This window comes from Nitrosospira lacus, assembly GCF_000355765.4.
GTDB classification, from domain to species: Bacteria; Pseudomonadota; Gammaproteobacteria; order Burkholderiales; family Nitrosomonadaceae; genus Nitrosospira; species Nitrosospira lacus.
Map to the genome: position 1 here is coordinate 1,258,242 of NZ_CP021106.3, position 22,626 is coordinate 1,280,867.

The 22,626-nt window shown below is 54.3% G+C and carries 15 protein-coding genes; 3 read left to right on the top strand and 12 right to left on the bottom strand.

The genetic code is table 11. The features are described from left to right. Positions 1 to 3: 3 nt before the first annotated feature. Positions 4 to 1,842, bottom strand: a complete 1,839-nt coding sequence (locus EBAPG3_RS05560; RefSeq protein WP_004174068.1) for an ABCB family ABC transporter ATP-binding protein/permease — start codon at positions 1,840 to 1,842, stop codon at positions 4 to 6. 504 nt (positions 1,843 to 2,346) lie between these two features. On the opposite strand from EBAPG3_RS05560, the gene EBAPG3_RS05565 reads away from it, so the two are divergent. Next, positions 2,347 to 2,754 (top strand): hypothetical protein, encoded by a 408-nt coding sequence (locus EBAPG3_RS05565; protein ID WP_004174067.1) that lies wholly within the window; start codon positions 2,347 to 2,349, stop codon positions 2,752 to 2,754. A gap of 150 nt (positions 2,755 to 2,904) precedes the next feature. Here the strand turns inward: EBAPG3_RS05565 and EBAPG3_RS05570 are convergent, their stop codons facing one another. The 5 genes from EBAPG3_RS05570 to EBAPG3_RS05590 all read right to left on the bottom strand — a co-directional run bounded on the left by EBAPG3_RS05570 (position 2,905) and on the right by EBAPG3_RS05590 (position 8,430). Then, positions 2,905 to 3,207: a hypothetical protein gene (locus EBAPG3_RS05570; RefSeq protein WP_004174066.1), complete on the bottom strand. Its 303-nt coding sequence runs from the start codon at positions 3,205 to 3,207 to the stop codon at positions 2,905 to 2,907. Continuing rightward, complete coding sequence (locus tag EBAPG3_RS05575; protein WP_004174064.1) at positions 3,204 to 5,531, bottom strand: nitric oxide reductase activation protein NorD; 2,328 nt, start codon at positions 5,529 to 5,531, stop codon at positions 3,204 to 3,206. Before EBAPG3_RS05575 ends, EBAPG3_RS05570 begins: the two co-directional genes overlap by 4 nt. Before the next feature lie 119 nt (positions 5,532 to 5,650). Continuing rightward, entirely contained in the window at positions 5,651 to 6,454 is an 804-nt protein-coding gene (locus EBAPG3_RS05580) for a CbbQ/NirQ/NorQ/GpvN family protein (RefSeq protein WP_004174063.1), read from the bottom strand. Between the two features lie 132 nt (positions 6,455 to 6,586). Beyond that, positions 6,587 to 6,943: a ribulose bisphosphate carboxylase small subunit gene (locus EBAPG3_RS05585; RefSeq protein ID WP_004174062.1), complete on the bottom strand. Its 357-nt coding sequence runs from the start codon at positions 6,941 to 6,943 to the stop codon at positions 6,587 to 6,589. A gap of 65 nt (positions 6,944 to 7,008) precedes the next feature. Then, the gene (locus tag EBAPG3_RS05590) at positions 7,009 to 8,430 is read right to left on the bottom strand and encodes a form I ribulose bisphosphate carboxylase large subunit (protein WP_004174059.1); all 1,422 of its coding nucleotides are present in this window, start codon (positions 8,428 to 8,430) and stop codon (positions 7,009 to 7,011) included. Positions 8,431 to 8,613: 183 nt separating this feature from the next. On the opposite strand from EBAPG3_RS05590, the gene EBAPG3_RS05595 reads away from it, so the two are divergent. Then, positions 8,614 to 9,537 (top strand): LysR family transcriptional regulator, encoded by a 924-nt coding sequence (locus EBAPG3_RS05595; protein WP_004174053.1) that lies wholly within the window; start codon positions 8,614 to 8,616, stop codon positions 9,535 to 9,537. 45 nt (positions 9,538 to 9,582) lie between these two features. Here the strand turns inward: EBAPG3_RS05595 and EBAPG3_RS05600 are convergent, their stop codons facing one another. The 6 genes from EBAPG3_RS05600 to EBAPG3_RS05630 form a co-directional block, all read right to left on the bottom strand. After that, positions 9,583 to 10,980, bottom strand: a complete 1,398-nt coding sequence (locus EBAPG3_RS05600; protein WP_004174052.1) for an efflux transporter outer membrane subunit — start codon at positions 10,978 to 10,980, stop codon at positions 9,583 to 9,585. Between the two features lie 163 nt (positions 10,981 to 11,143). Beyond that, positions 11,144 to 14,320, bottom strand: coding sequence for a multidrug efflux RND transporter permease subunit (locus EBAPG3_RS05610; protein ID WP_004174050.1), 3,177 nt, complete (start codon positions 14,318 to 14,320; stop codon positions 11,144 to 11,146). Beyond that, the gene (locus tag EBAPG3_RS05615) at positions 14,317 to 15,555 is read right to left on the bottom strand and encodes an efflux RND transporter periplasmic adaptor subunit (RefSeq protein WP_004174048.1); all 1,239 of its coding nucleotides are present in this window, start codon (positions 15,553 to 15,555) and stop codon (positions 14,317 to 14,319) included. Before EBAPG3_RS05615 ends, EBAPG3_RS05610 begins: the two co-directional genes overlap by 4 nt. Positions 15,556 to 15,699: 144 nt before the next feature. Continuing rightward, positions 15,700 to 17,223, bottom strand: coding sequence for an efflux transporter outer membrane subunit (locus EBAPG3_RS05620; RefSeq protein WP_004174046.1), 1,524 nt, complete (start codon positions 17,221 to 17,223; stop codon positions 15,700 to 15,702). Further along, the gene (locus tag EBAPG3_RS05625) at positions 17,220 to 20,336 is read right to left on the bottom strand and encodes an efflux RND transporter permease subunit (RefSeq protein WP_004174044.1); all 3,117 of its coding nucleotides are present in this window, start codon (positions 20,334 to 20,336) and stop codon (positions 17,220 to 17,222) included. Before EBAPG3_RS05625 ends, EBAPG3_RS05620 begins: the two co-directional genes overlap by 4 nt. Beyond that, entirely contained in the window at positions 20,333 to 21,571 is a 1,239-nt protein-coding gene (locus tag EBAPG3_RS05630; protein WP_004174042.1) for an efflux RND transporter periplasmic adaptor subunit, read from the bottom strand. Before EBAPG3_RS05630 ends, EBAPG3_RS05625 begins: the two co-directional genes overlap by 4 nt. Before the next feature lie 143 nt (positions 21,572 to 21,714). Here EBAPG3_RS05630 and EBAPG3_RS05635 point away from each other — a divergent pair, with 143 nt between their 5' ends. After that, entirely contained in the window at positions 21,715 to 22,332 is a 618-nt protein-coding gene (locus tag EBAPG3_RS05635) for a TetR family transcriptional regulator (RefSeq protein WP_004174040.1), read from the top strand. Positions 22,333 to 22,626: the final 294 nt, after the last annotated feature.

A 22,626-nucleotide genomic window follows, 5' to 3' on the forward strand; every position in this document is an offset into this window, starting at 1 on the left:
ATATCAACCAGGTGTTGGCAGGACATCCGGTTTCTGCGTCATATGTTTATCCCCTGCAGACGCGTTCTGTTCTTCCTGTTGCTGGAGTTCCCACATATACGCATAGGTGCCGTTTGCCGCGAGTAGCTCCCGATGGGTGCCACGCTCGATAATACTGCCGTTGCTCATCACCAGAATCTGATCGGCGTCCGCGATCGTGGATAGCCGATGGGCGATGGTTAGCGTGGTACGGTTGACCGCGATACGCTTCAATTCAGCTTGTATGGCCTTTTCCGAGTTTGAATCCAGTGCCGAGGTGGCTTCGTCAAAGATCAATATCGCAGGTTTTTTCAGGATCGCGCGAGCAATCGCAACCCGTTGTTTTTCTCCGCCAGATAGCTTTAATCCACGTTCACCCACCCTGGTTTCGTACTTATCCGGCAGATTTTCGATGAAATCATGAATGTGTGCCGATCGGGCAGCTTCGAATACCTCCTCGCGGCTTGCGTCAGGTCGTCCGTAGGCGATATTGTAATAAATGCTGTCATTAAACAGGACGGTGTCCTGCGGGACAATGCCCACGGCTTTACGCAGGCTCTGCTGTGTCACGTGGCTGATATCCTGGTCGTTTATCAGAATCCGGCCGGTGGTGATATCGTAAAAACGGAAAAGCAGCCTGGACAGTGTTGATTTGCCCGAGCCGCTGTGTCCGACCACGGCTATGTTACGGCCTGCCGGGATATCGAAACTGACATCAAACAGAATCTGACGGTTGGGCTCATAGCTGAAGTTTACCCGCTCGAAGCTAACTGCCGCGTTTCCCGGAATGAGGCTGGTTGCGCCGGGTTTGTCTTTGATCTCCTCATGCTCCGCCAGTAAATTGAACATTTTCTCCATGTCTGCCAGCGAATGCTTGATTTCACGGTAGACGAACCCGAGAAAATGCAACGGCATATACAGTTGCAGCATGAAAGCATTGATCAGCACCAGGTCGCCCAGGGTCATGCTGCCTTTGATCACGCCGTCAGCCGCCAGCCACAATAGCAAGGTTACGCCCACCGCGATGATCGCGCTTTGCGCGGAGTTGAGGGCGGCAAGCGAAGTCTGATTGCGAATCGCCGCGGCCTCCCATTTCTGCATGTGTTCGTCGTAGCGCCGCGCTTCCCAGGACTCATTGCTGAAATATTTGACCGTTTCGTAGTTCAGCAAGCTGTCAATCGCTTGCGTATTGGCTTTCGAGTCCATGTCGTTCATGGTCCGGCGGAATATCATGCGCCATTCTGTAACGATCAGCGTGAGCGCAATGTAGGCGACAAGCGTCGCAAAGATGATCACCGAGAACCAGACGTCATATCTGGAAAGGAGAATGGCCGCCACCAGACCGATTTCGAGCAATGTCGGCAGGATGTTGAACAGCATGAAATTAAGCAGAAAGGAAATACCGCGCGTCCCGCGCTCGATGTCGCGTGATACGCCGCCGGTCTGCCGTTCCAGATGAAAGCGCAAGGACAGTGCGTGCAGGTGGCCAAACACCTTGATCGCTACCCGCCGGATCGCGCGCTGGGTTACCTTGGCGAATATCGCATCGCGCAACTCGCCGAACAATGTGCTGCACAGGCGCAGGGCACCGTAGCCGACCAGCAGTAGAACCGGCAGGCCCCGCAGAGCTTGCGGCTGGTCGAGTGCATCGACAATCTCCTTCAGAACCAGTGGCACGGCGACATTGGCTAGCTTGGCAATCACCAGGAATGCCAATGCCGCCACCACCCGGCCTTTAAATTCCCACAGATAGGGCAACAGGGAGCGAATGGTTTGCCAGTCGTTACGATGAGTCGATGGCTTTTCCAGGCGAGTGGGACGCATTACTCAGCCAGTTCTGCCGGATTCAACCTGAATCCGGCAGTTGGACGGGGTGGGGTGCGTGGGTTTTTCGGTGCACGGCAGGGCGCACCACACCTTGTAACGAATCCACTACAAAGATAAAGGTCAAGTAGCATAGAAAGTCTTTGTGAATCATACCGCTAAACTGGAAAATGGGGGGTCAATGGCTGGACCAGGATTCAAGGGTAATCTGCTGCAAGAGCTCCTGTGGCGCCATATTTCGCCGCTTCTTGGCTGACAGGTCAACTACTGGTCTTCAAGATCCTCAAAATCTGTCATCCCCGGTCTTTTTGATTCTTCAAATCGGGAGGTGCCAGAAAGAATTCAAATGACTCATGGAACACAGTATATCGTGATTTCGCGTCAGCGCCTGCCATGTGAGATTCAGAGGTAGCTTGCATTTATATCCGAGTACATAAAGAATAGACAAAGTCGTCAATCAAAATACGTTTTCACGTTTCCCAACCTCCAGGAGAGATACCAAAAATGGAAATCACCTGCTATCGCGATAATGAAGTAGGACATGATTCCCGCTATCTGCCCGCAGCCACTTACAATCTTGCGATTACGCTGCTTGCCCGTTGTCCCAGCGGCCATTTATTCGTTCCTATTCGTTCTATGCAGTACCTGGCCATTCTGGATGCTGAGGAATTCGTTTTTCTGGATGGTGAGCGCAGATGCTGGATTGACATCGCGTGGCGCAACTTTCGATCCCGGGCGCGAACTTCCCTTGATCAGCCGGTGGAGTATGATGCGGTTTATTATCGTTCTGACCCGGCGGGCATCATGTCACGCTTGCAGACGGAATTTCCCCGTGCATTGCAAGTCTTGGCCGGAAAGGCGAAGTTCGATGGCACGGCGCGGGTGATCAAGTTTCCTGCATCCAGCGTTTAATCGCCGTTTCCGGGGTCAGGGGCGCACTCGAGGTTTCCTGATTGGATCAGAAAAGTAATGCAGCAGGTGATGTGGCAGAAAACAGGATATACACTATGGTTTTCCGTCACAACTTACCCCATGGACGCATATTTGCCCGTTTCCCAGCAGCTAATCGTCGTCTTTTAGCTCCGCATCCCAGCCTTTACTCTTCGCATTGTTGACCGCCTGTGCGTAGATGTGCGCATGCCGTTGCCGCAGATCATCGGGCAACCGGCTGGGCAGGTGGGCGTAGGGCTCCCATGCGGAATAGACTTTCTCGTAAAGATTCTGTATTTGCGCCGCATCCCAGCCGGCACATTTTTCCGAGTCTGGCAGAATGCCGAACACCCAGGCATCGAATATCATGCGCCCGATATGAGTCAATCCCCCATTCTGGTCCTGGTCAACGCCCACATAATGTTGTTTCATCATCGCGTCAGTCCCGCATAAAGTACCGGCAGCTTCTCCGGCAATCGTTCCACATGATCGACGACCATATAGTTTTTCGCCCCAAAAATGCGTGACACGTATTGATCGGCGCGAGGATCCAGGCTCATGCAATAAGTGACGATACCCGAGCGGCCCGCCTCTTCCACGGCTTTCCTGGTGTCATAACGCAGATATTGCGGATCGCGTACATCCACATCCGCCGGCTCACCATCCGTGATCACCAGCAACAGTTTCCTGGATGATTTTTGCAGTTTGAGATAATGGCCTGCGTGACGGATCGCCGCGCCCATGCGGGTGGAAAGCTGTCCGGTCATACCCGCCAGCTTTGCCTTGGGCACTTCATTATAGGCCTGTTCGAAATCCTTATAGCGGTAATACTCGACATTATGCCGTCCATCCGAACAAAAGCCATGAATGGCAAAAGGGTCGCCGATTTTGGCAATCGCGTCCGATAGGAGCACTGTGGCCTGGCGCGTAAGTTCGAGCACGGTATAATCCTGCCCCGCCACCTTTTCATTGGTGGACTCTGACAGGTCCAGCAATACCAGTACCGAGATGTCGCGAACTTTTCTGACTGAGCGCATCATGATGCGCGGATCGGGATGCAGCCCCATGCGCATGTCCAGCATCGAACCAATGGCGGCATTGATATCAATCTCATCGCCATCTTCCAGTTTACGGATGCGGCGCACTCCCTGTGGCTGCATGGCGTCGAGTAAAAACTTCATGCGTGAAATTTCGCGCTTGTATCGTGCCGCAATGTCGTCAATGAATCTTATGTCGCCCGATTTGGCGCGCTTTTCCTGTACCGTTGCCCAGGCGGGGCGCTCAAGCTGAATCTGATAGTCCCATTCAGAATAATGATAAGGCTGGGAAACCGGTTCCCTGCCTTCCGACTCGTTGTAAGAAATGCCACTGTCTTCATAAGGGAAGAATTCCGTGCCCATCACCCATATTTCCTGGGCATCATCCCCCGCGGTTTCCACTTCCACTTCATTGGCGAATTCCATGACGCTAACATATTTTCGGACTTGCCTCGGTTCCTCGTAGCCGGCTGCGAGTGATTTCTCGAAATCGAATTCCTCGAATTCCCAGAAATAGCGGTTGTCATCGAGATAAGGTGCGGTCAACTGGTCAGTGCGTGGATTGAAGGCGATCCCCTTTTCCTTGATCTCGTGGGCAAGCTGCACACCAATTTCCCACGACGTCTGGCTGGTATCGAGTCTGCCCTGCGCCTGGGCAAAGAGCATGCGGCCTTCGGTTATCCAGGCATCATTGTCCTGATAGCGAGGATCAAGCAATGCGCGAGCCAAGCGGTTCAGGTAATCGCCGACACTTGTATTCATTTCTGGTGTAGCCTGGTGCAACACTGACCAGATTTGGCGCAGGCCAGGAAAGCGCCGAATCGAAAGCGCCTCAACACGCGCGTCTTCGATCACCGAAATGATCGCCATCTGCAAGGGATTCAGTGCTTCCGCCGAAATCGGTTTTTTTGTTTCCACCAAATGCGCAGCTGCGTGGGCAGCCGCGGCGCGATAAACCTCGCTGGCGGCAACGTCACCAAACGCATCGTAAGCGTCCGGCAGGTGTATCAAATAATTCTCGATGAAGGGTTTGTAGCCTTCGCGTGTTTCGAAGTCGCCGGAAGTGGGTTTCATGAAAAAATCTCGTGCCCATAGGGCACGCAAATACATGTTGATGCGACGCTGCACATCGACAAACAGGGTGCCCTTGCGCTCTTTCTGCATGACGGCCTGTGATTCCTTGGAATCGAGGCTGAAATATCTGATCTGCTCTTCGTAATTGGTGCGGTGCGCGTGAGCACCCCACAATGCCCAGCGGCGCAGGCCGCCCAAAGTCAGTTGTCGGAACAGTACGTCCAGGTTGTCGAGCATGGGACGCACACCGCGCGGTGCCTGGGCGATCAGGGTGTTGAGGAATTGAAGATAGCTCTGGAATAGATGGGCATCGCCCAAACGCTTGGCCGCTGTCGGCGCGGTGGCAAGCATGAGCTCAATCACCGCACCGGAGGTTTTGGAGGCCAGCATCAGGGCTGAGGTTGCCAGATCCGATACCACGTCCTCGCCTATCTCTTTTGCTACCTGCGGAGTTTCATCGATCCAGGCATCCACCACTCCCCGCCCACGCCCCAAACCTTGCAGCGCGGCCGTGCCTTTCAGATAATTATCCAGTCCGCGCGGGGAGAAAATCTTGACCGCATCGGGCCAGGCGCCATGCAACAAGGCGGTGGACTCGGGTTCCAGGTTCTCCAGCAGTTCTTTGTAGTCGTCGAGATGAATGCTCATACACGTCTCATTTCCCTATTTGCTATCCGTTTTCTGGGTGAGGGTGTTAAAGGGCCGCTGAAGAAGCGCCTCCTGGTAAAAATTTGGGAGTCCATTCAGATGTTCCTTACAGCCTGCTCTCAAAAGAAGGTTGCGACGGCTGCATCCAGCGCATCGCGCATGTCAGGGTCGTCGGTGATCGGACGCACCAAGGCGACCCGGCAGGCAGCGTGCGCGTTTACCCCTTTGACAATAAGGCTGCCTGCATAAATCAGCATGCGAGTGGAAATGCCTTCATCCAGACCGTGCCCCTTGAGGTTGCGTGCACGTTCAGCGATCGAGACCAGTTTTTCCGCAATGTCTTTCGTCACACCGGTTTCATGCGCGACGATTTCGGTTTCGATCGCATGCTCGGGATAATTGAAATCCAGGCCACCGAAACGCTGCTTGGTGGATTGTTTCAAATCCTTCATTAAACTCTGGTAGCCGGGGTTGTAGGAAATCACGATCTGAAAGTCGGGATGGGCGTGTACGAGTTCACCCTTCTTTTCAAGCGGCAATACGCGACGATTATCGGTCAGCGGATGAATCACCACAGTGGTGTCCTGACGCGCTTCCACGACTTCGTCAAGATAACAGATGGCTCCATAGCGGGCAGCAATGGCCAGCGGTCCATCCTGCCAGCGTGTGCCGTGCGCATCGAGCAGGAACCGGCCCACCAGATCGGAAGCAGTCATGTCCTCATTACATGCTACGGTAATCAACGGCTTCCCGAGTTTCCATGCCATGTATTCGACGAAACGGGTCTTGCCGCAACCGGTAGGACCTTTAAGCATCATAGGCATGCGCACGGAATAGGCGGCCTCAAATAGCTCGACTTCGTCGGCGACAGGGCGGTAGTAGGGTTCTTTGGTAATATGGTACTGTTCGATGATATTGGGCATGTTTATCAGATTCTCCGGCAATGCGCACAAATGAACACGTCGCGCAAACGGGGCAGCGAGTGTTTAACTTTTTAGACGAACAAAAGCCCCCGCACCCTTCGGCGACGGGGGCCGTAGATTTCCCGCCGCCGCTTAAACCGTCTTGCCGCGGTAGATTACCATAGCGGTACCCTGGGACTGGGCAAAGTTGTCATAGCCCACCAGGCGCACATGATTGTTGGGATTGGCTTTGTGACAAGCATCAGCCTCCGCCAGAATGTGGTCGACATCGGTCTCGCCGAACATCGGCAGCTTCCACATGTACCAGTAATTATCCATCAGATACTCGGGCTCGGTGTGCTCAATGGCAGGATTCCACCCCTTTTTCACGATGTACTCGACTTGCTTGCGAATACTTGCATCATCCATCGCAGGCAGATACGAGAAGGTTTCAAATTTGCGGCTGGAAGGATCGTTCAGACGGCTTTTATAATCTATCATCTCAGACATTATTAACTCCTGTGTTATTCAGTTTGAATCACGGCGCATGTTTAGTGCGCACGTGAATGTATGCCTTACTTATGAGCGACGTCCAGTTTGTCCACGGTATCGAATTCGAATTTGATTTCTTTCCATGTTTCCATGGCGATCTTCAGTTCCGGACTGGAAGCCGCAGCTTTGGTCAGAATAGCTTTGGCTTCCTTCTCGATCTGTACACCCTGGTTACGGGCTTCGACACAGGCCTCCAGCGCGACGCGGTTGGCAGCCGCGCCGGCGGCGTTGCCCCATGGGTGACCCAGGGTTCCACCGCCAAACTGCAGGCAGGCATCATCGCCAAAGATAGCGACCAGTGCCGGCATGTGCCAAACATGGATACCGCCGGAAGCAACCGGGAACACGCCAGGCATGGAACCCCAGTCCTGATCAAACATGATGCCACGAGCGCGATCTTCCTTGATGAAGCTGTCGCGCATCAGGTCGATCCAGCCCAGAGTGGCGGCACGGTCACCTTCCAGCTTGCCAACTACGGTACCGGAATGGAGATGGTCGCCACCGGATAGACGCAGAATCTTGGCAAGTACGCGGAAATGAATACCGTGGTGCGGGTTACGATCGATTACGGCGTGCATGGCGCGGTGGATGTGCAGCAGGATGCCGTTGTTTCGGCACCAGTTGGCCAAGCCGGTGTTGGCGCAGAAGCCGCCAGTGATATAGTCGTGCATGATGATGGGTGCGCCGATTTCCTTTGCATACTCGGCACGCTTGTACATTTCTTCCGGGGTGGGTGCGGTTACGTTCAGGTAGTGACCCTTGCGTTCGCCGGTTTCACGTTCGGCTTTATGGATGGCTTCCATGACAAAGTCGAAACGCTGACGCCAGCGCATGAAAGGCTGGCTGTTAACATTTTCGTCATCCTTCGTCAGATCCAGGCCGCCGCGCAGACATTCATATACAGCCCGGCCGTAGTTCTTGGCGGACAAGCCCAGCTTGGGTTTGATGGTGCAGCCCAGCAAAGCGCGGCCATATTTGTTGAGCATGTCCCGTTCAACCTGGATGCCGTGGGGGGGGCCACCGCAGGTTTTCACATAAGCGATGGGGAAGCGGACATCTTCCAGGCGGAGGCCACGGATGGCCTTGAAGCCGAACACGTTGCCGACCAGGGAAGTGAACACATTGACCACAGAGCCTTCTTCGAACAGGTCGATTGGGTAGGCAATGAAAGCATAGAAACAGGTATCATCACCGGGCACGTCTTCAATGCGATAAGCACGGCCCTTGTAGTAATCCAGATCGGTCAGAAGATCCGTCCAGACCGTGGTCCAGGTGCCCGTGGAGGATTCTGCGGCGACCGCTGCAGCGGCCTCTTCACGGTCAACTCCTGGCTGGGGGGTAATCTTGAAACATGCCAGAATGTCGGTATCCAGCGGCGTGTAATCCGGCATCCAGTAGGTTTGCCGGTACTCTTTCACGCCGGCGTTATATGTTTTCCCTGCCATAGTATTTTCTCCAGTTAAATTCCACTCATTTCCATGGGAACGAGGGGAGCGTTACAGACATTACCATTTGCATAAGTGCTTGAAATCCTGATGTTCACTATATCGATAGTTGACCATAAGAACAAATTAATAATTTTAATGATTATGATAAGATAAAGCTTATTGTTTGCAATATATTCCCTCATGCTACATCTCACGCTCAGGCAACTAAAAGTTTTCGAATCGGTCGCCCGCAATCTGAGTTTTTCGCGTGCCGCGGAAGATCTCTTCCTCACACAGCCGGCGGTTTCCATGCAAATCAAGCAATTAGAAGACAACATCGGCCTGCCCCTGTTTGAACAGCTAGGCAAGAAAATTTATCTGACTGATGCCGGGCGCGAACTTTATCATTATAGCCGGGCAATTTCGCAGCAACTGGCCGATATGGAACTTGCGCTGGACGAATTGAAGGGTCTCGAACGGGGTAAGCTCCATATCTCGGTGGTGAGCACTGCCAAATATTTTGCCCCGCACCTTCTGGCCCGGTTTTGCCAGCGCTACAGCGGCATTACCGTAAACCTTAATGTTTCCAATCGGGAAACGGTGCTGAAGCAATTGTCCGACAATGTGATCGATCTCGCCATTATGGGCCAGCCTCCGGATGGCCTGGATATCGCCACTGACTCATTCATGGAAAACCCGCTCGTGATCATTGCTCCACCGGATCACCCATTATGCAAGGTTCGCCACATTCCGGTAAAAAGACTGGAGCAGGAAACGTTCCTGGTGCGCGAGCCTGGCTCCGGTACGCGTGGAGCAATGGAGCGCTTCTTTATGGCACATCATATTTCCATTAACCGGGGCATGGAAACCGATACCAGCGAGGCGATCAAACAGGCGGTGCAGGCGGGAATGGGACTTGGGATCGTGTCATTGCACACCGCTGAGCTGGAGCTGGAGACCAAGCGGCTGAAGATTCTGGATGTACAGGACTTTCCTATCATGCGTCACTGGCATGTGGTGCACCGTAAAAATAAGCGCCTTTCAAGCGTGGCACAGGCATTCAGAAAATTCTTGCTGAAGGAAGCGCCCGGGTTGATGCCGGGCATAACAGGGGTAGCAAAATAGATTGCCGTAAAATGGAGAAAAAAAGATAAAAATGGCGCGTGATTCTTACGTTGGCGACCAACCTCCACCCAAAGCTTTGTAGAGCTGAATGATGGACACCAGATGCAGACGGTGTGTTGCCGTAAGCGCGAATTCGGCATTGAACAGATTACGCTTGGCAAGGAGCACATCCACATAGCTCGTAATGCCTCCCTTATAGCGAAGGTCGGACACATGCAAAGCGGAGCGCAGCGCTTCGACCTGCTCCTGCTGAGTCTTGCGCTGGTCATTGGCGGTGCGAATAGCCACCAGGGCGTCTTCCACTTCCTTGAACGCCACCAGGATGGTTTGCTCGTATTGTGCCAATACCTGCCTCGCCTGGGCTTCCGCGGCCCGCTGGTCGAAACCCAGGCCTTGCGCGTTCAGCAAGGGGCCGGCCAGTCCGAGCCCACCCACTCCAAACTCGCTTCCCGAGAGCAGCAGATTGGATAAAGCCGGGCTGGCGACCCCTAGAAAGCCCGTGATGGTGAGCTTGGGAAACCGCGCCGCCTTGGCCATCCCGATTCTGGCGGTGGCCGCCGCCAGGGTTTGCTCCGCCTGTAAAATATCGGGACGCCGCTGCAGCAGCTCGGAAGGCAGGCCGGCGGGCACTTCCGGCGGCATCAATTGTTCCGTCAGCGAGTGGCCCCGCACAATCGGCACCGGGTTTTTTCCCAGCAGTACACTCAGTTCATTTTCCTTCTGAACCATCTGCCGTTCAAGTTCCGCCACCCTGGCCGTCGCGTTGGCCCGCTCCGCTTCGAACTGATCCAGATCGAGGCGGGAAATCAACCCGCCTCGCAATTGGGCCCGGGAAATGGCAACGGATTCTTCCCACGATGCCAGGGCGCGCCGGGCAATATCCAATTGCATATCAAATTGCAGCAGATCGAAATAGGACTGTGCTACCGAACTTACCAACGTTAGCACTATCGCCCGGCGACTTTCCTCACGCGCCATCAGATCGGCGCGGGCAGCCTCATTGGAACGGCGCAGCCTGCCCCAGATATCCAGCTCCCAGTTGAGGGTCGTCTGTCCAAAGTAATTGAAAGGGGTGGGAAAACCGGGTATCAGGAAGCCGCCGAGGGTACCCATCGCCGGAGCATTGGCGTTTATGTCCATTTTGGGAAGGAAGTCCATGCGTGCTATGCGCAGGCGTGCCTGGAGTTCCTCGACGCTCGCCACCGCCCGCTTGAGATCCCTATTCTCCAACAAGGCCTGGTTGATGAGCCGCTGAAGTTCTTCATCCTGCAGGAGTTCCCACCAGGGGAGGTTGGCGATGGACTGCCCTTCCGTTTGCGCCATGCGAAACTTCTCGGCGGTGTCGATGGGAGGCCGGGAATAGTCGGGTCCCATGGCGCAAGATGCCAGGAGCAAGCTGGAGAATAATAGAAGAATCCGGATTCTATTATGAGATTGCATCATGCCGTTTCCTGAGGTCGATTGCCCGAAATGGCATTATCGTATTCACACTAACCAAAGTCTTGTCGCATGGTTCGAAAGACAAGATGCAGGTGAGTGCTGCCGTGAGTGAGAATTCCGCATCGGACAGAAACGCCTGGATCAACAATAACATCCGGTTTAGCATTTAAGATGATTCTTTTTCCGAGAAGGGGGCGTCAGTCGCACTTTGCCGAGTTTCAGCCGCCGAATGCTTACCTCGTCGCGCTATTTTTCCAATCATTACAAAAAAAAGCGGCACAAAGAATATGGCCAGAAATGTGGCGGTCAGCATGCCACCAAACACGCCTGTTCCAATGGAATTCCGGCTGGCCGCACCAGCCCCCGAAGCCACCACAAGGGGGAATACCCCTAGAATAAAGGCTAGGGAAGTCATAACAATAGGCCGAAAACGAAGATGCGCTGCTTCGAGCGCGGCGTCAGCCAGCGGCACACCCGTCGCGTATCGCTGATTGGCAAACTCGACGATCAGGATCGCGTTTTTTGCAGCCAGCCCGATCAGTGTTACTAATCCGATCTGGAAATAAATGTCATTGGTCAGCCCCCGCGTCCATATGGCCAGCAATGCGCCCAAGACTCCAAAAGGTATTGCGAGAATGACTGCCAGTGGAATCGACCAGCTTTCGTACAGAGCGGCCAGGACGAGAAAGACCATGAGCAGGGCGAAGGCAAATACCACGATGGATTGTCCCCCGGCTTTATGCTCCTGGAACGAGATTCCGCTCCATTCGATCGCGTAACCCCTGGGAATCAGGATTTCGTTGGCTACCTGTTCCAATGCTTCAAGCGCTTGTCCCGAGCTGTATCCGGGTGCGGCGCCTCCCAGCACGAGCGCGGTGTTGAATCCATTGAAATGCGTGACCGGGTCCGGACCGCTGGTGAACTCGGTGGTGACGACCGAGTCCAGCGGAATCATGGTGCGACCCTCGTTGTTCTGGGCGCGCACATAGACCTTGCTGATATCCTCCGGGCTGGACCGGTATTCAGGGAGCGCCTCCGTTTGCACGCGATAGATGCGGCCGAATTTTACGAAATCATTGATATACAGATTCCCAAAATAAGCCTGCATGGTATCGAACACCTCGGAAATGGGCACGCCCAGCGCTTTGGCCCGTTCCCGGTCCACCTGCGCATAGAGCCGGGGTGCGCTCACACGAAAATTTGTGCTGGCAGCCGCAATTGCAGGGTGTTCCACAGCCTTGGCCACAAATTCCTGAGCGACGGCGGCGAACTCGGAAAAATCACCCCCGCTGGGGTCTTGCAATTGGAGGGAAAAACCTCCCGTGGAACCCAGGCCCCTGATGGAAGGGGCATTAAAGGCCAGGATCAGGGCCTCGGGGATTTTGGCAAATTCCTGAAAAGCCGCGGCAATAAGACCGGGAACTTGTTCGTCGGCATTCTTGCGTGTATCCCAATGATGCAGCGGGACGAACATTGTCGCCTGATTTGTTCCGCGCGTCCCGAAAACAAAATTCTGGCCGGCCAGAGTGTCTGTCGAGTGAATGGCCGGAATCGACTTAAAGTAACTTTCGATTCTACTCAGTACCTCTATCGTCCGTGTCTTGGAAGCTCCATCCGGTAGTTGAACGATGGTAATAAAGTAGCCCTGATCCTCTTCCGGAAGGAAACTGCCCGGGATAGTTTTGAACAGGCCAAGGATGATCGCTATCAGCGCTCCGAAGATAACCAGAGCCATCATCGATCGTTTCAGGATGATTCCGACAGCTCCAACGTAGCGGGTCTGTATCCAGCCAAACGAGCGGTTGAACATTTTCCATATTCCCCTGGGCTGGCCGTGACCTGGCTTGAGAACAAGGGCGCACAGGGCAGGGCTCAGCGTGAGTGCCACGAACCCTGAAATGGCCACTGACAGGGCAATGGTAATTGCAAATTGTTTGTACAGCTCACCGGTAATTCCTCCCAGAAAGGCAACCGGCACAAACACGGCAGCCAGCACCAGGACGATTGCAATGACTGGCCCGGTCACTTCATCCATGGCTTTTTTAGCCGCGTCCCTGGGCGACAGGCCGCCCTGGGTCATGTGCCGCTCAACGTTCTCCACCACCACGATCGCATCATCCACCACGATGCCGATGGCCAGGACCATGCCGAACAAGGTCAAGGTATTAATCGAAAAACCCAGTGCTGCCATGCCAGCAAGGGTTCCAATAAGCGAAATCGGAACGGCGATGGCTGGAATGAGCGTCGCACGCCAGCTCTGCAAAAAAACAAAAACGACCAGGATGACCAGAAGTGTCGCTTCAGCGAGCGTCTTCAGGACTTCCTTGATGGAGACATCAATGAAGGTGGTGGTGTCATAGGGAATATCGTAGGACACGCCTGCCGGAAAACTCTTGGCGAGCTTATCCATTTCCGCACGGACCCGCCGGACGGTATCAAGCGCATTGGCTCCCGGCGCAAGAAAGGTCAAAAGAAACGTGTTGGGTTTTCCATTCCATCGACCTTCAAGATCGTACGATTGGGCGCCCAGTTCCACTCGCGCGATGTCCCGCATCCGTACCATGGAGCCATCCGGATAGGCCCGCACTATCATGTCCTCGAATTCCTTCACCTCGCTCATTCGGCCCCGCGTAATGACCGGGATAGTGAGTTCGGTGCCCTGGGAGGTGGGCTCGCGCCCAACTCTTCCAGCTGGGAAATCCCGATTCTGCTCTCGAACCACAGCCGCGATCTCGGTTGGCGTGAGGTCGAGCTGAGCCATCCGGACGGGATCAAGAATCAACCGCATGGAATAGTTCTGACCGCCAAAAATAGTGGCGTCTCCGACACCCGGCAGCCGCTTGACGTTATCGAGAATTCGAAGCAGGGCATAGTTCGAGAGAAAAACGGTGTCATGGCGGGGATCGGTGGAGCTCAGCGCGATGACCGCCAGCAGATCCGGAGACGTCTTTTTAACAGTTACGCCCTGGCGGACGACCTCGTCAGGCAACTGCGGTTCGGCAAGGCGCTGCCGATTCTGTGTCTGAACCTGGGCGATATCCACGTCTGTTCCGATTTCGAATGTGAGCCTCATCGTCATATGCCCATCATTCGTACTTGTGGAGTCGTAGTACAGAAGATTATCGATGCCGGGGAGCTGTACCTCGATCGGGCGCGCCACAGCCTCTGCCACGACTTCCGCGCTGGCGCCCGGATAATCGGCGTCAATCTGCACCATGGGGGGTGTAATTTGCGGAAACTGCGCGATGGGCAGCGTCTTTAACGCGACCAGACCGACCACCACAATAACGATGGACAGGACCGATGAGAAAATGGGACGATCAATAAAAAAATGAGAGTTCATGGCATCTTTTGCGCGTCTTGTTCCTCCGGACGCTCACTCGACGAGGCCTTCTTATTCCGGTATGGAATGGTGCTTACTTGAATGCCTGGCCGCACGCGATGAAAACCTTCCACAACCACCCGTTCTCCGGTATGGAGACCATCTTCGATCAACCACTCGTTCCCACGCCACATGCTGGCATGAATCGGGCGAAGTTCCGCTTTGTCTTCCGCATCGATTACATAAACAAACGATCCCTTGGGTCCCTGCTGAACGGCCCGCTGCGGGATGAGCATGGCATCGGTCCGTATATAGCCCTTGATACGAATCTTGACGAACTGCCCAGGATAAAAGTACGACTGCCCGGGAGAATATCCCCCTTCCGGATTGGAAAACATAAATCGCGCCTGCAGCATTCCTGTCTCGGAGCGTAAGGTAACATCGGCAAAATCCAGTATCCCTTCTTCTGGATATACACTTCCGTCAGAAAAGGTCATCACACCACGTAATTGAAAAATATCCGGCCGCTCGACTTTATGTTCCGCAAGTTCGCGGCGTCGCCGGAGGAGATAGCTTTCCGGAACGCTCACATTGACATACATGGGATCCAGTTGATCGATGGTGGTCAAAAGGTTGGTCTGGGCAGAGACCAACCGCCCTTCGTAGAAATGGCTGCGTCCGATGCGGCCGTTTACGGGTGCGGTAATGAGCGTGTTATCGAGATCGAATTTCGCCTTGACCAGATCGCTTTGCGCGGCCTCCAGCGCGGCCCTGGTTCCCAGTACTGCCGCTACGGCATCATCGACATTTTTTCGGCTTACGGCCTGTTCCTCAAGAAGCGGTTTTACGCGAGCCAGGTCCTGCTCAGCCTGGACAAGCTCAGCCTGAGCCTGGGCCACTCTGGCTTTGCCGCTGAGATAGATGGCTCTGAAGGGCACAGGATCGATGAGATACAACCGATCATCCTTTTTGACGTTCCGGCCTTCGGTAAAAAAGACTTTCTTGATAATCCCGGTTACCTGCGATCGAATCTCCACGGGACGAAAGGCTTCTGTCTGCCCGATAAACTCCGGTTCATCCGGGACCGTTTGAGTGGCTACAGTAATGACTTCCACCTGAGGGATGGGCGGAGGGGGAGCGGGCGCTTTCTCCGAACAGCCGGCAAGGAGCGTCAGGAGCAGCCCGGTACTCATGCGAATAATGGCAGCCCCGTCTTTGGGGGCCAGCATCATCGGCCATTGTATTGTCAAGTTCATATGCGTGGCTCTTCCTGACAAAAGGATGAAATATCTGAAGAGTTATGGCGTTCAGGTATTGAAAACTCCCGTTTCCGGAAAATCAGATCCCGGTAGAAATCCAAAGAAACCCTCGGTTCGCGTATGTCAATGACGCGGCATCGATCATCCCGGCATCCATCCTCCACCCAGGGCCTTATAGAGTTGAACGACAGACACCAGATGGAAGCGGCGTGTCGCCGTGAGGGCAAATTCTGCATCGAACAGATTGCGCTTGGCAAGGAGCACATCCACATAGCTCGTAATGCCCCCCTTGTAGCGAAGGTCGGCCACATGCAAAGCGGAGCGCAATGCTTCGACCTGCTCCTGCTGCGCCTTGCGCTGGTCATTGACGGTACGAATAGCCACCAGGGCGTCTTCCACCTCCTTGAACGCCACCAGGATGGTTTGCTCATATTCTGCCAACACTTGCCTTGCCTGGGCCTCTGCGGCCCGCTGGTCGAAACCCAGGCTTTGCGCATTAAGCAAGGGGCCGGCCAGTCCGAGCCCACCCACTCCGAACTCGCTTCCCGAGAGCAGCAGACGGGACAAAGCCGGACTGGCCACCCCCAGAAAGCCCGTGATGGTGAGCTTGGGAAATCGCGCCGCCTTGGCCATCCCGATTCTGGCGGTGGCCGCCGCCAGGGTTTGCTCCGCCTGTAAAATATCGGGACGCCGCTGCAGCAGCTCGGAAGGCAGGCCGGCGGGCACTTCCGGCGGCATCAATTGTTCCGTCAGCGAGTGGCCCCGCACAATCGGCACCGGGTTTTTTCCCAGCAGTACACTCAGTTCATTTTCCTTCTGAACCATCTGGCGTTCAAGTTCTGCTACTCGGGTGGCGGCATTGGCCCGCTCCGCCTCGAACTGATCCAGATCGAGGCGGGAAATCAACCCGCCTCGCAATTGGGCCCGGGAAATGGCAACGGATTCTTCCCACGACGCCAGGGCGCGCCGGGCAATATCCAATTGCATATCAAATTGCAGCAGATCGAAATAGGACTGCGCCACCGAACTTACTAACGTTAGCACTATCGCCCGGCGATTTTCCTCGCGTGCCATCAGATCGGCGCGGGCAGCTTCATTGGAACGGCGCAGCCTGCCCCAGATATCCAGCTCCCAGTTCAAGGTTGTCTGTCCGAAATAACTGTAGGGCGTGGGAAAGCCGGGACGAAGGAAGCCGCCGAGGGTACCCATCGCCGGAGCATTGGCGTTTATGTCCATTTTGGGAAGGAAGTCCATGCGCGCTATGCTTAGGCGTGCCTGGAGTTCTTCGATACTTGCCACCGCCTGCTTGAGATCCTTATTCTCCAGCAAGGCCTGGTTGATGAGCCGCTGAAGTTCTTCATCCTGCAGGAGCTCCCACCAGGGGAGGTTGGCGATGGACTGCCCTTCCGTTTGCGCCATGCGAAACTTCTCCGCGGTGTCGATGGGAGGACGGAAATAGTCGGGTCCCATGGCGCAGGATGTCAACAGAATGCTCGGGAGTAATAACAGTATGCGGATTCGGCGGTAATATCCCTTCTTCCTCGAGGAAAGCGCGGCCGATGATAACTCTCCGGGGATAGCGGAAAGCGTTGTGGCTGTATCAACCGATTTAACGCCGTTGACCAAGGCAACCACCGGATGGGGTAATCTTGAATATGGCATCATGTCGCTTCTGTCTGCGCATTTTCAACCTGCTTCTCCGTTTGCTTACGAGAAAGCCAGGTAAAAAACAAGGGAATGAATATGGTGGCAACAAAGGTTGCAAGTATCATTCCTCCAAACACGCCGGTACCCATTGAGCGGCGGGCAGCGGCTCCTGCTCCTGTGGCAATCACCAGCGGCACGATCCCCAGCACAAAAGCCATGGAGGTCATGACAATCGGCCGAAAGCGCAGACGCGCAGCCTCAACCGCGGCTTGCGCAACCGGCATCCCTTCCCGCATTTTCTGACTGGCAAATTCTACAATCAGGATAGCATTCTTTGCCGCCAGTCCTATCAGTGTAATCAGGCCAACCTGAAAATAAATATCATTGGGCATCCCGCGAATTAAAACGGCAAGCAGCGCGCCGGTCAGCGCAAATGGCACAGCCATGATAACGGCCAGCGGCAGTGCCCAGGTTTCGAACTGTGCGGCCAGAATGAGAAATACCATGATGATGGCGAAACTGAAAGCGAGGACTGCGGCCGAACCGGTACGTTTCTCCTGATAGGCCTGTGCTGTCCAGGCAATTTGATAATTATCGGGTAAATTCCTTGCCGCAATCTCCTCCACCAGCTTGATGGCGTCACCCGAGCTTACTCCAGGTGCGCCGCTCCCCATAATTTTTGCGGAAAGCAGACCATTGTAACGCTCCAACTGTTCCGCCCCGACTATGGTGCTGATTTTGCTCAGTGCCGACATAGGCACCATCTCGCCGGATTGTGACCGGACGTACACCCTGCCGAGATCCTCCGGTTTCATGCGGTATTGGGGCTCAGCCTGTAATTGCACACGATAAGTGCGCCCGGCCTTATTGAAATCATTGATATAGAGCGAACCCATGGTGCTCTGCAAGGTGGCATACAGGTCGGCAATCGACACCCCTTGCGAGATTGCCTTGGCCTCATCCACTTCAATAAAGAACTGCGGCACGGTAGGCCGGAAAAAGGTGGCTATGCCGGCGAGACGTGGTTCATGGTTGAGTGCGTCAATGAAATTATTCACGACACCCGACAACTGCAAAGGGTCCGAACCACCACGGCTTTGCACGTAAACCTCAAAGCCTCCCGCAGTACCGAGGCCACGAATGGCTGGCGGATTAAACGTTATCGCAATGCCGTCCGGCTGCTGCATGCCGATGCCCGACAGCTTGCCGACGATATCCTCCGCTGTGGCGGTGCGCTCGGACCAGTCTTTAAATGCAACGAACATGGTTGCCGAGCTGGTTTTATTCCCGCCGCCGATAAGATCGAAGCCATTGACCACAAATTCGTGGGCAACAGCCGGATCTTCCGCAATAGCGGCGCGCACCGCTTCGGCGGTTTTGGTGGTTCGGGCGAGCGTGGCACCGTCCGGCAAAATTGTTGCGGTTACCACATAACCCTGATCTTCCGGAGGTACGAAGCTTTCAGGAACTATTTTAATCAGGTAGATTGCGGCGGCGATAATGCCTGTGAATACGAACGTTCCAATGATCCTGTGTTTTAAGGTCGTGCTGACCGTCTGGATATAAAAATTGGTCAGGCGGCTGAAGCCGTTATTAAATGCGCGAAAAAATGCGGAGTCGCCATGCGTATGTTTCAGCAGGATGGCGCATAACGCGGGCGTGAGCGTCAATGCCACCACACCCGATATGATGACCGCGACAGCGACTGTCACCGCAAACTGGCGATATAATTCGCCGGCAATGCCCCCCATGAACGCTACAGGCACAAATACCGCGCACAGTACCAATACAATGGCCACTACGGCACTTGCAACCTGCTCCATGGATCGGATGGCGGCTTTCATCGGCGACAGTTTTTCTTCGTCCATCAAGCGTTCGATATTTTCCAGCACGACAATGGCATCATCCACCACGATCCCGATGGACAGCACCATGGCGAATAGCGTAAGCGTATTGATGGAGAAACCGAATACCCACAAACCGGCAAAAGTGCCGATCAGGGAAATGGGTACCGCGATAATGGGAATCAGCGTGGCACGCCAGCTTTGCAGGAAGAGGTAGACAACCAGTATAACCAGGATCATCGCCTCGCCGAGCGTTTTGACCACTTCCCACATGGAGGCTTTGACGAATTTGCTGGTGTCGTAAGGCACGACATAATCCATTCCTTCCGGAAAATATTGTTTCAACTCATCCATTTTTGCCATGAGCGCGTTCGCCGTATCCAGGGCATTCGCGCCGGGCTGCAGAAAGATGGGGATACCCGCGCCTGGCTGGCCATTCAATGCCGTACGCACGTCGTAACTCAGTGCCCCGAGTTCGATCCGGGCTACATCCCTGAGATAAAGAACTCCCCGGGGACCCTCGGCACGCAAGATGATATTGCCGAATTGTTCGGGTTCCAGCAGCCGGCCTTTGGCGTTAACGGTATAAATCAGTTGCTGATCCGCTGGCGCCGGTTCCTGGCCTATCTTGCCCGCAGCATACTGTGCATTTTGTGTCCGGATAGCCGCAGCCACATCTGTCGTGGTCACTCCCAGTTGCGCCATGCGATCGGGGCGCAGCCAGATGCGCATGGAATAGTCCTGGCCGCCGAAAACCAGGGCGTCACCCACGCCCTTGGTGCGTTTCAGTTCATCCAGGATATTGAGCGTGGCGTAATTGCTTAAATACAGCGGATCGTATTTTCCTTTCTCCTTCGAGATCAGCATGAACACCAGCAGGATGTCATTGGACCGCTTTTCTATTTTCAGACCGGTCCGCCGGACTTCGTCCGGCAATCGCGGCAAGGCAATATTGACGCGATTGCTGGTGTTGAAAGTGGCCTGGTCGATATCCGTGCCGACCTCGAAGGTCGCGGTAATGGTGAGCGTGCCGCTGGAGTCGGCGCTGGAACTGAAATACAGCAAATTGTCGACGCCGCTCAGCTGTTCTTCAATCGGGGCGGCAACCGTTTTAGCCAGGGTTTCAGCGCTTGCGCCCGGAAAGGTCGCAGTTATCAATACGGTAGGAGGCGCGATTTGGGGGTACTGCGCGATGGGCAGTTGCATCGCGGCAGCCAGCCCTGCCAGAACGATGATAATGGACAATACCGATGCAAAAATGGGCCGCGTAATAAAGAATCTGGTCATGATGGTTCCCGCTCACGTCCACTGGCCTGCTTATCTGGGCTGGACTGAGCAGGAGGCTCGGCGGGCGCCTTCGCCGCAGGAGCTTCTCCGGGTGCATGGAGTGACACTAGCGTGCCAGGACGAAGCTTGATGATGTTATCGACGATGACTTTATCGCCGGCTTTCAGCCCGCCGAGAATCACCCAATCCTTGCCTATCCACTTACCCGCCTCTACCGGCCGTATCGTGGCTTCATTTTTTTCGTTGACTATATATACACTTTTGCCTAGGTCGGACGTTTGCACTGCAACCTGCGGCACGAGAAAAACCCCATCGCGTTCGCCCATGATTACACGCGCCCGGACAAATTGTCCCGGTAACAGGCGCTGTTCGGGGTTCTCAAACGTGGCACGCAGTTGTTGTGTACCCAGTGACGGATCGATTCGACTGGCGGCGAAATTCAATTCTCCTTTCCTTTCATACTCCGTCCCATCCGGTAATATCAACGTGACCTGCTTTACCCTCTGTTCAGTAAGCGGCCCGCCAAGCTGTACCAGTTCGCTATCGGAAAGACTGAAACGTACCCATATGGGCGAGAGCTGAACCAGCGTGGTCAGCAGACTGTCGTTCGCCTCCACCAAGGCTCCCTCGGAGAATTGGAAGCGGCCCGATATACCGCTCACCGGCGCTGTCACGATCGTATAAGAAAGATTGAGCTCTGCGTCGCGCACGCGCGCTTCGGCCTGCTGCAAGGCGGCACTGACGATTGCACTGTCAGAGGCGGCGTTGTCATACTCACGCTGACTGATGGCTTGCGTGTCGAGCAGATCACGCAAACGATGCTCTTCCCGCTCGGCCTGTTTGATACGGGCTTTTTGTTCAGCGAGTTGCGCCCGGGCCTGGGCCAGGGCATTTTGATAAGGCACGGGATCAATCTGAAACATGGGCTGCCCTGCTTTTAACGCGGCGCCTTCTTCATACAGGCGTTTGAGCAGAATGCCGCCTACACGAGGCCGTATTTCGACTTCCTTGGCGCCTTCGGTTTGGGCAACGGCTTCGGCGCTTATCGGCACGCTGGTGGGTTGCACTTCGATCACGCTGACAGGAAGCGCCATTCCGGCTTGGGGCTGATTGGCCGTCTGATCACTTTTGCCGCACGCGCTCAGTGCGATGCCAACTATTAGCGCAATGAGTAATTTTGAGTGAATTACCAACGAACTACGAAATTTTTTCTTATAATATCTGGCGATTGCCATTTTTTAACTCCATGCCGGACAAGCTAAACGTCTCAAACAAAGTGGATCAAACGGAATATTTGCATACATTCGTGTTTGTATGTAAATTATATACAAAAATCTCTCCATGTAAATAGTAAAGGAAACAGGAGAACACTCGCGCGATGGCTCGGAAAACAAAAGAGGATGCAGAATTAACCCGGCAACGTCTTATTCAGGCGGCACGTGAGGTATTCCTGGCGCGTGGTGTCAGCCGTACCACGATGGAACACATCGCCGTCCAGGCGGGTGTTACGCGCGGAGCCATCTACTGGCACTTCAACAATAAGATCGCCCTGTTTCAGGCGATGCGCGAACAGGTGTTTCTGCCACTCATTGATCGCATGGATGATACCTTGCTGGTGGAACGCTCTGAAGATCCGCTTGCATGCATAGAAAAGTTCCTATGCGGCACGATCCAGATCCTGACCGATAGTATCGAGACACGGCAAATTTACGAAATCATGATGATCAAGTGTGAATATGTGGACGAATTCGCCACCGTTTTGCGGCAAATTTTATCAAATTGTTCCGGTATAGAAGAAAAGCTTAAACTGGTTTATGAGCGCGCAAAAACCCGCGAGCAATTACACATTTCCCATGATCCCTCTCAATTAGCGACAGATACGCATCTATTCTTTATCGGCCTGCTGCATATGTGGGTGAAAGATACGGATGGCAATCATTTTCGCCACCAGGCAATAGAATTGGTCAAATCCCATATGAGACTCCGCCGACGCTAACGGCGTGCTTGCAGCAGCATACTGTCTCATTTTCGCTCGACTTCATCGTCAGGGCGTCCGCTATGGATGGGGATCGCGAGTTTTTTGCGGCATATCTCCACATACCCCAGGCTTCTCGGCGGCCCCAGCGGCGCTTTATACATATAAACCGGATGGACGAAGTGTATCCGGCGACAACCATTTTTCCGGTAAAATATAGTTGACCAAATCAATCAAGTATCTTATAGTTGACTAAATCAGTCATGTATTGATCAAGGTACTGATTGACCTACGGGCTGAACCAGCAATAATTAA

Coding starts and splice junctions, on each gene's coding strand:
- EBAPG3_RS05560 (WP_004174068.1), bottom strand. CDS start 1,842: ATGCGTCCCACTCGCCTGGAAAAGCCATCGACTCATCGTAACGACTGG.
- EBAPG3_RS05565 (WP_004174067.1), top strand. CDS start 2,347: ATGGAAATCACCTGCTATCGCGATAATGAAGTAGGACATGATTCCCGC.
- EBAPG3_RS05570 (WP_004174066.1), bottom strand. CDS start 3,207: ATGATGAAACAACATTATGTGGGCGTTGACCAGGACCAGAATGGGGGA.
- EBAPG3_RS05575 (WP_004174064.1), bottom strand. CDS start 5,531: ATGAGCATTCATCTCGACGACTACAAAGAACTGCTGGAGAACCTGGAA.
- EBAPG3_RS05580 (WP_004174063.1), bottom strand. CDS start 6,454: ATGCCCAATATCATCGAACAGTACCATATTACCAAAGAACCCTACTAC.
- EBAPG3_RS05585 (WP_004174062.1), bottom strand. CDS start 6,943: ATGTCTGAGATGATAGATTATAAAAGCCGTCTGAACGATCCTTCCAGC.
- EBAPG3_RS05590 (WP_004174059.1), bottom strand. CDS start 8,430: ATGGCAGGGAAAACATATAACGCCGGCGTGAAAGAGTACCGGCAAACC.
- EBAPG3_RS05595 (WP_004174053.1), top strand. CDS start 8,614: ATGCTACATCTCACGCTCAGGCAACTAAAAGTTTTCGAATCGGTCGCC.
- EBAPG3_RS05600 (WP_004174052.1), bottom strand. CDS start 10,980: ATGATGCAATCTCATAATAGAATCCGGATTCTTCTATTATTCTCCAGC.
- EBAPG3_RS05610 (WP_004174050.1), bottom strand. CDS start 14,320: ATGAACTCTCATTTTTTTATTGATCGTCCCATTTTCTCATCGGTCCTG.
- EBAPG3_RS05615 (WP_004174048.1), bottom strand. CDS start 15,555: ATGAACTTGACAATACAATGGCCGATGATGCTGGCCCCCAAAGACGGG.
- EBAPG3_RS05620 (WP_004174046.1), bottom strand. CDS start 17,223: ATGATGCCATATTCAAGATTACCCCATCCGGTGGTTGCCTTGGTCAAC.
- EBAPG3_RS05625 (WP_004174044.1), bottom strand. CDS start 20,336: ATGACCAGATTCTTTATTACGCGGCCCATTTTTGCATCGGTATTGTCC.
- EBAPG3_RS05630 (WP_004174042.1), bottom strand. CDS start 21,571: ATGGCAATCGCCAGATATTATAAGAAAAAATTTCGTAGTTCGTTGGTA.
- EBAPG3_RS05635 (WP_004174040.1), top strand. CDS start 21,715: ATGGCTCGGAAAACAAAAGAGGATGCAGAATTAACCCGGCAACGTCTT.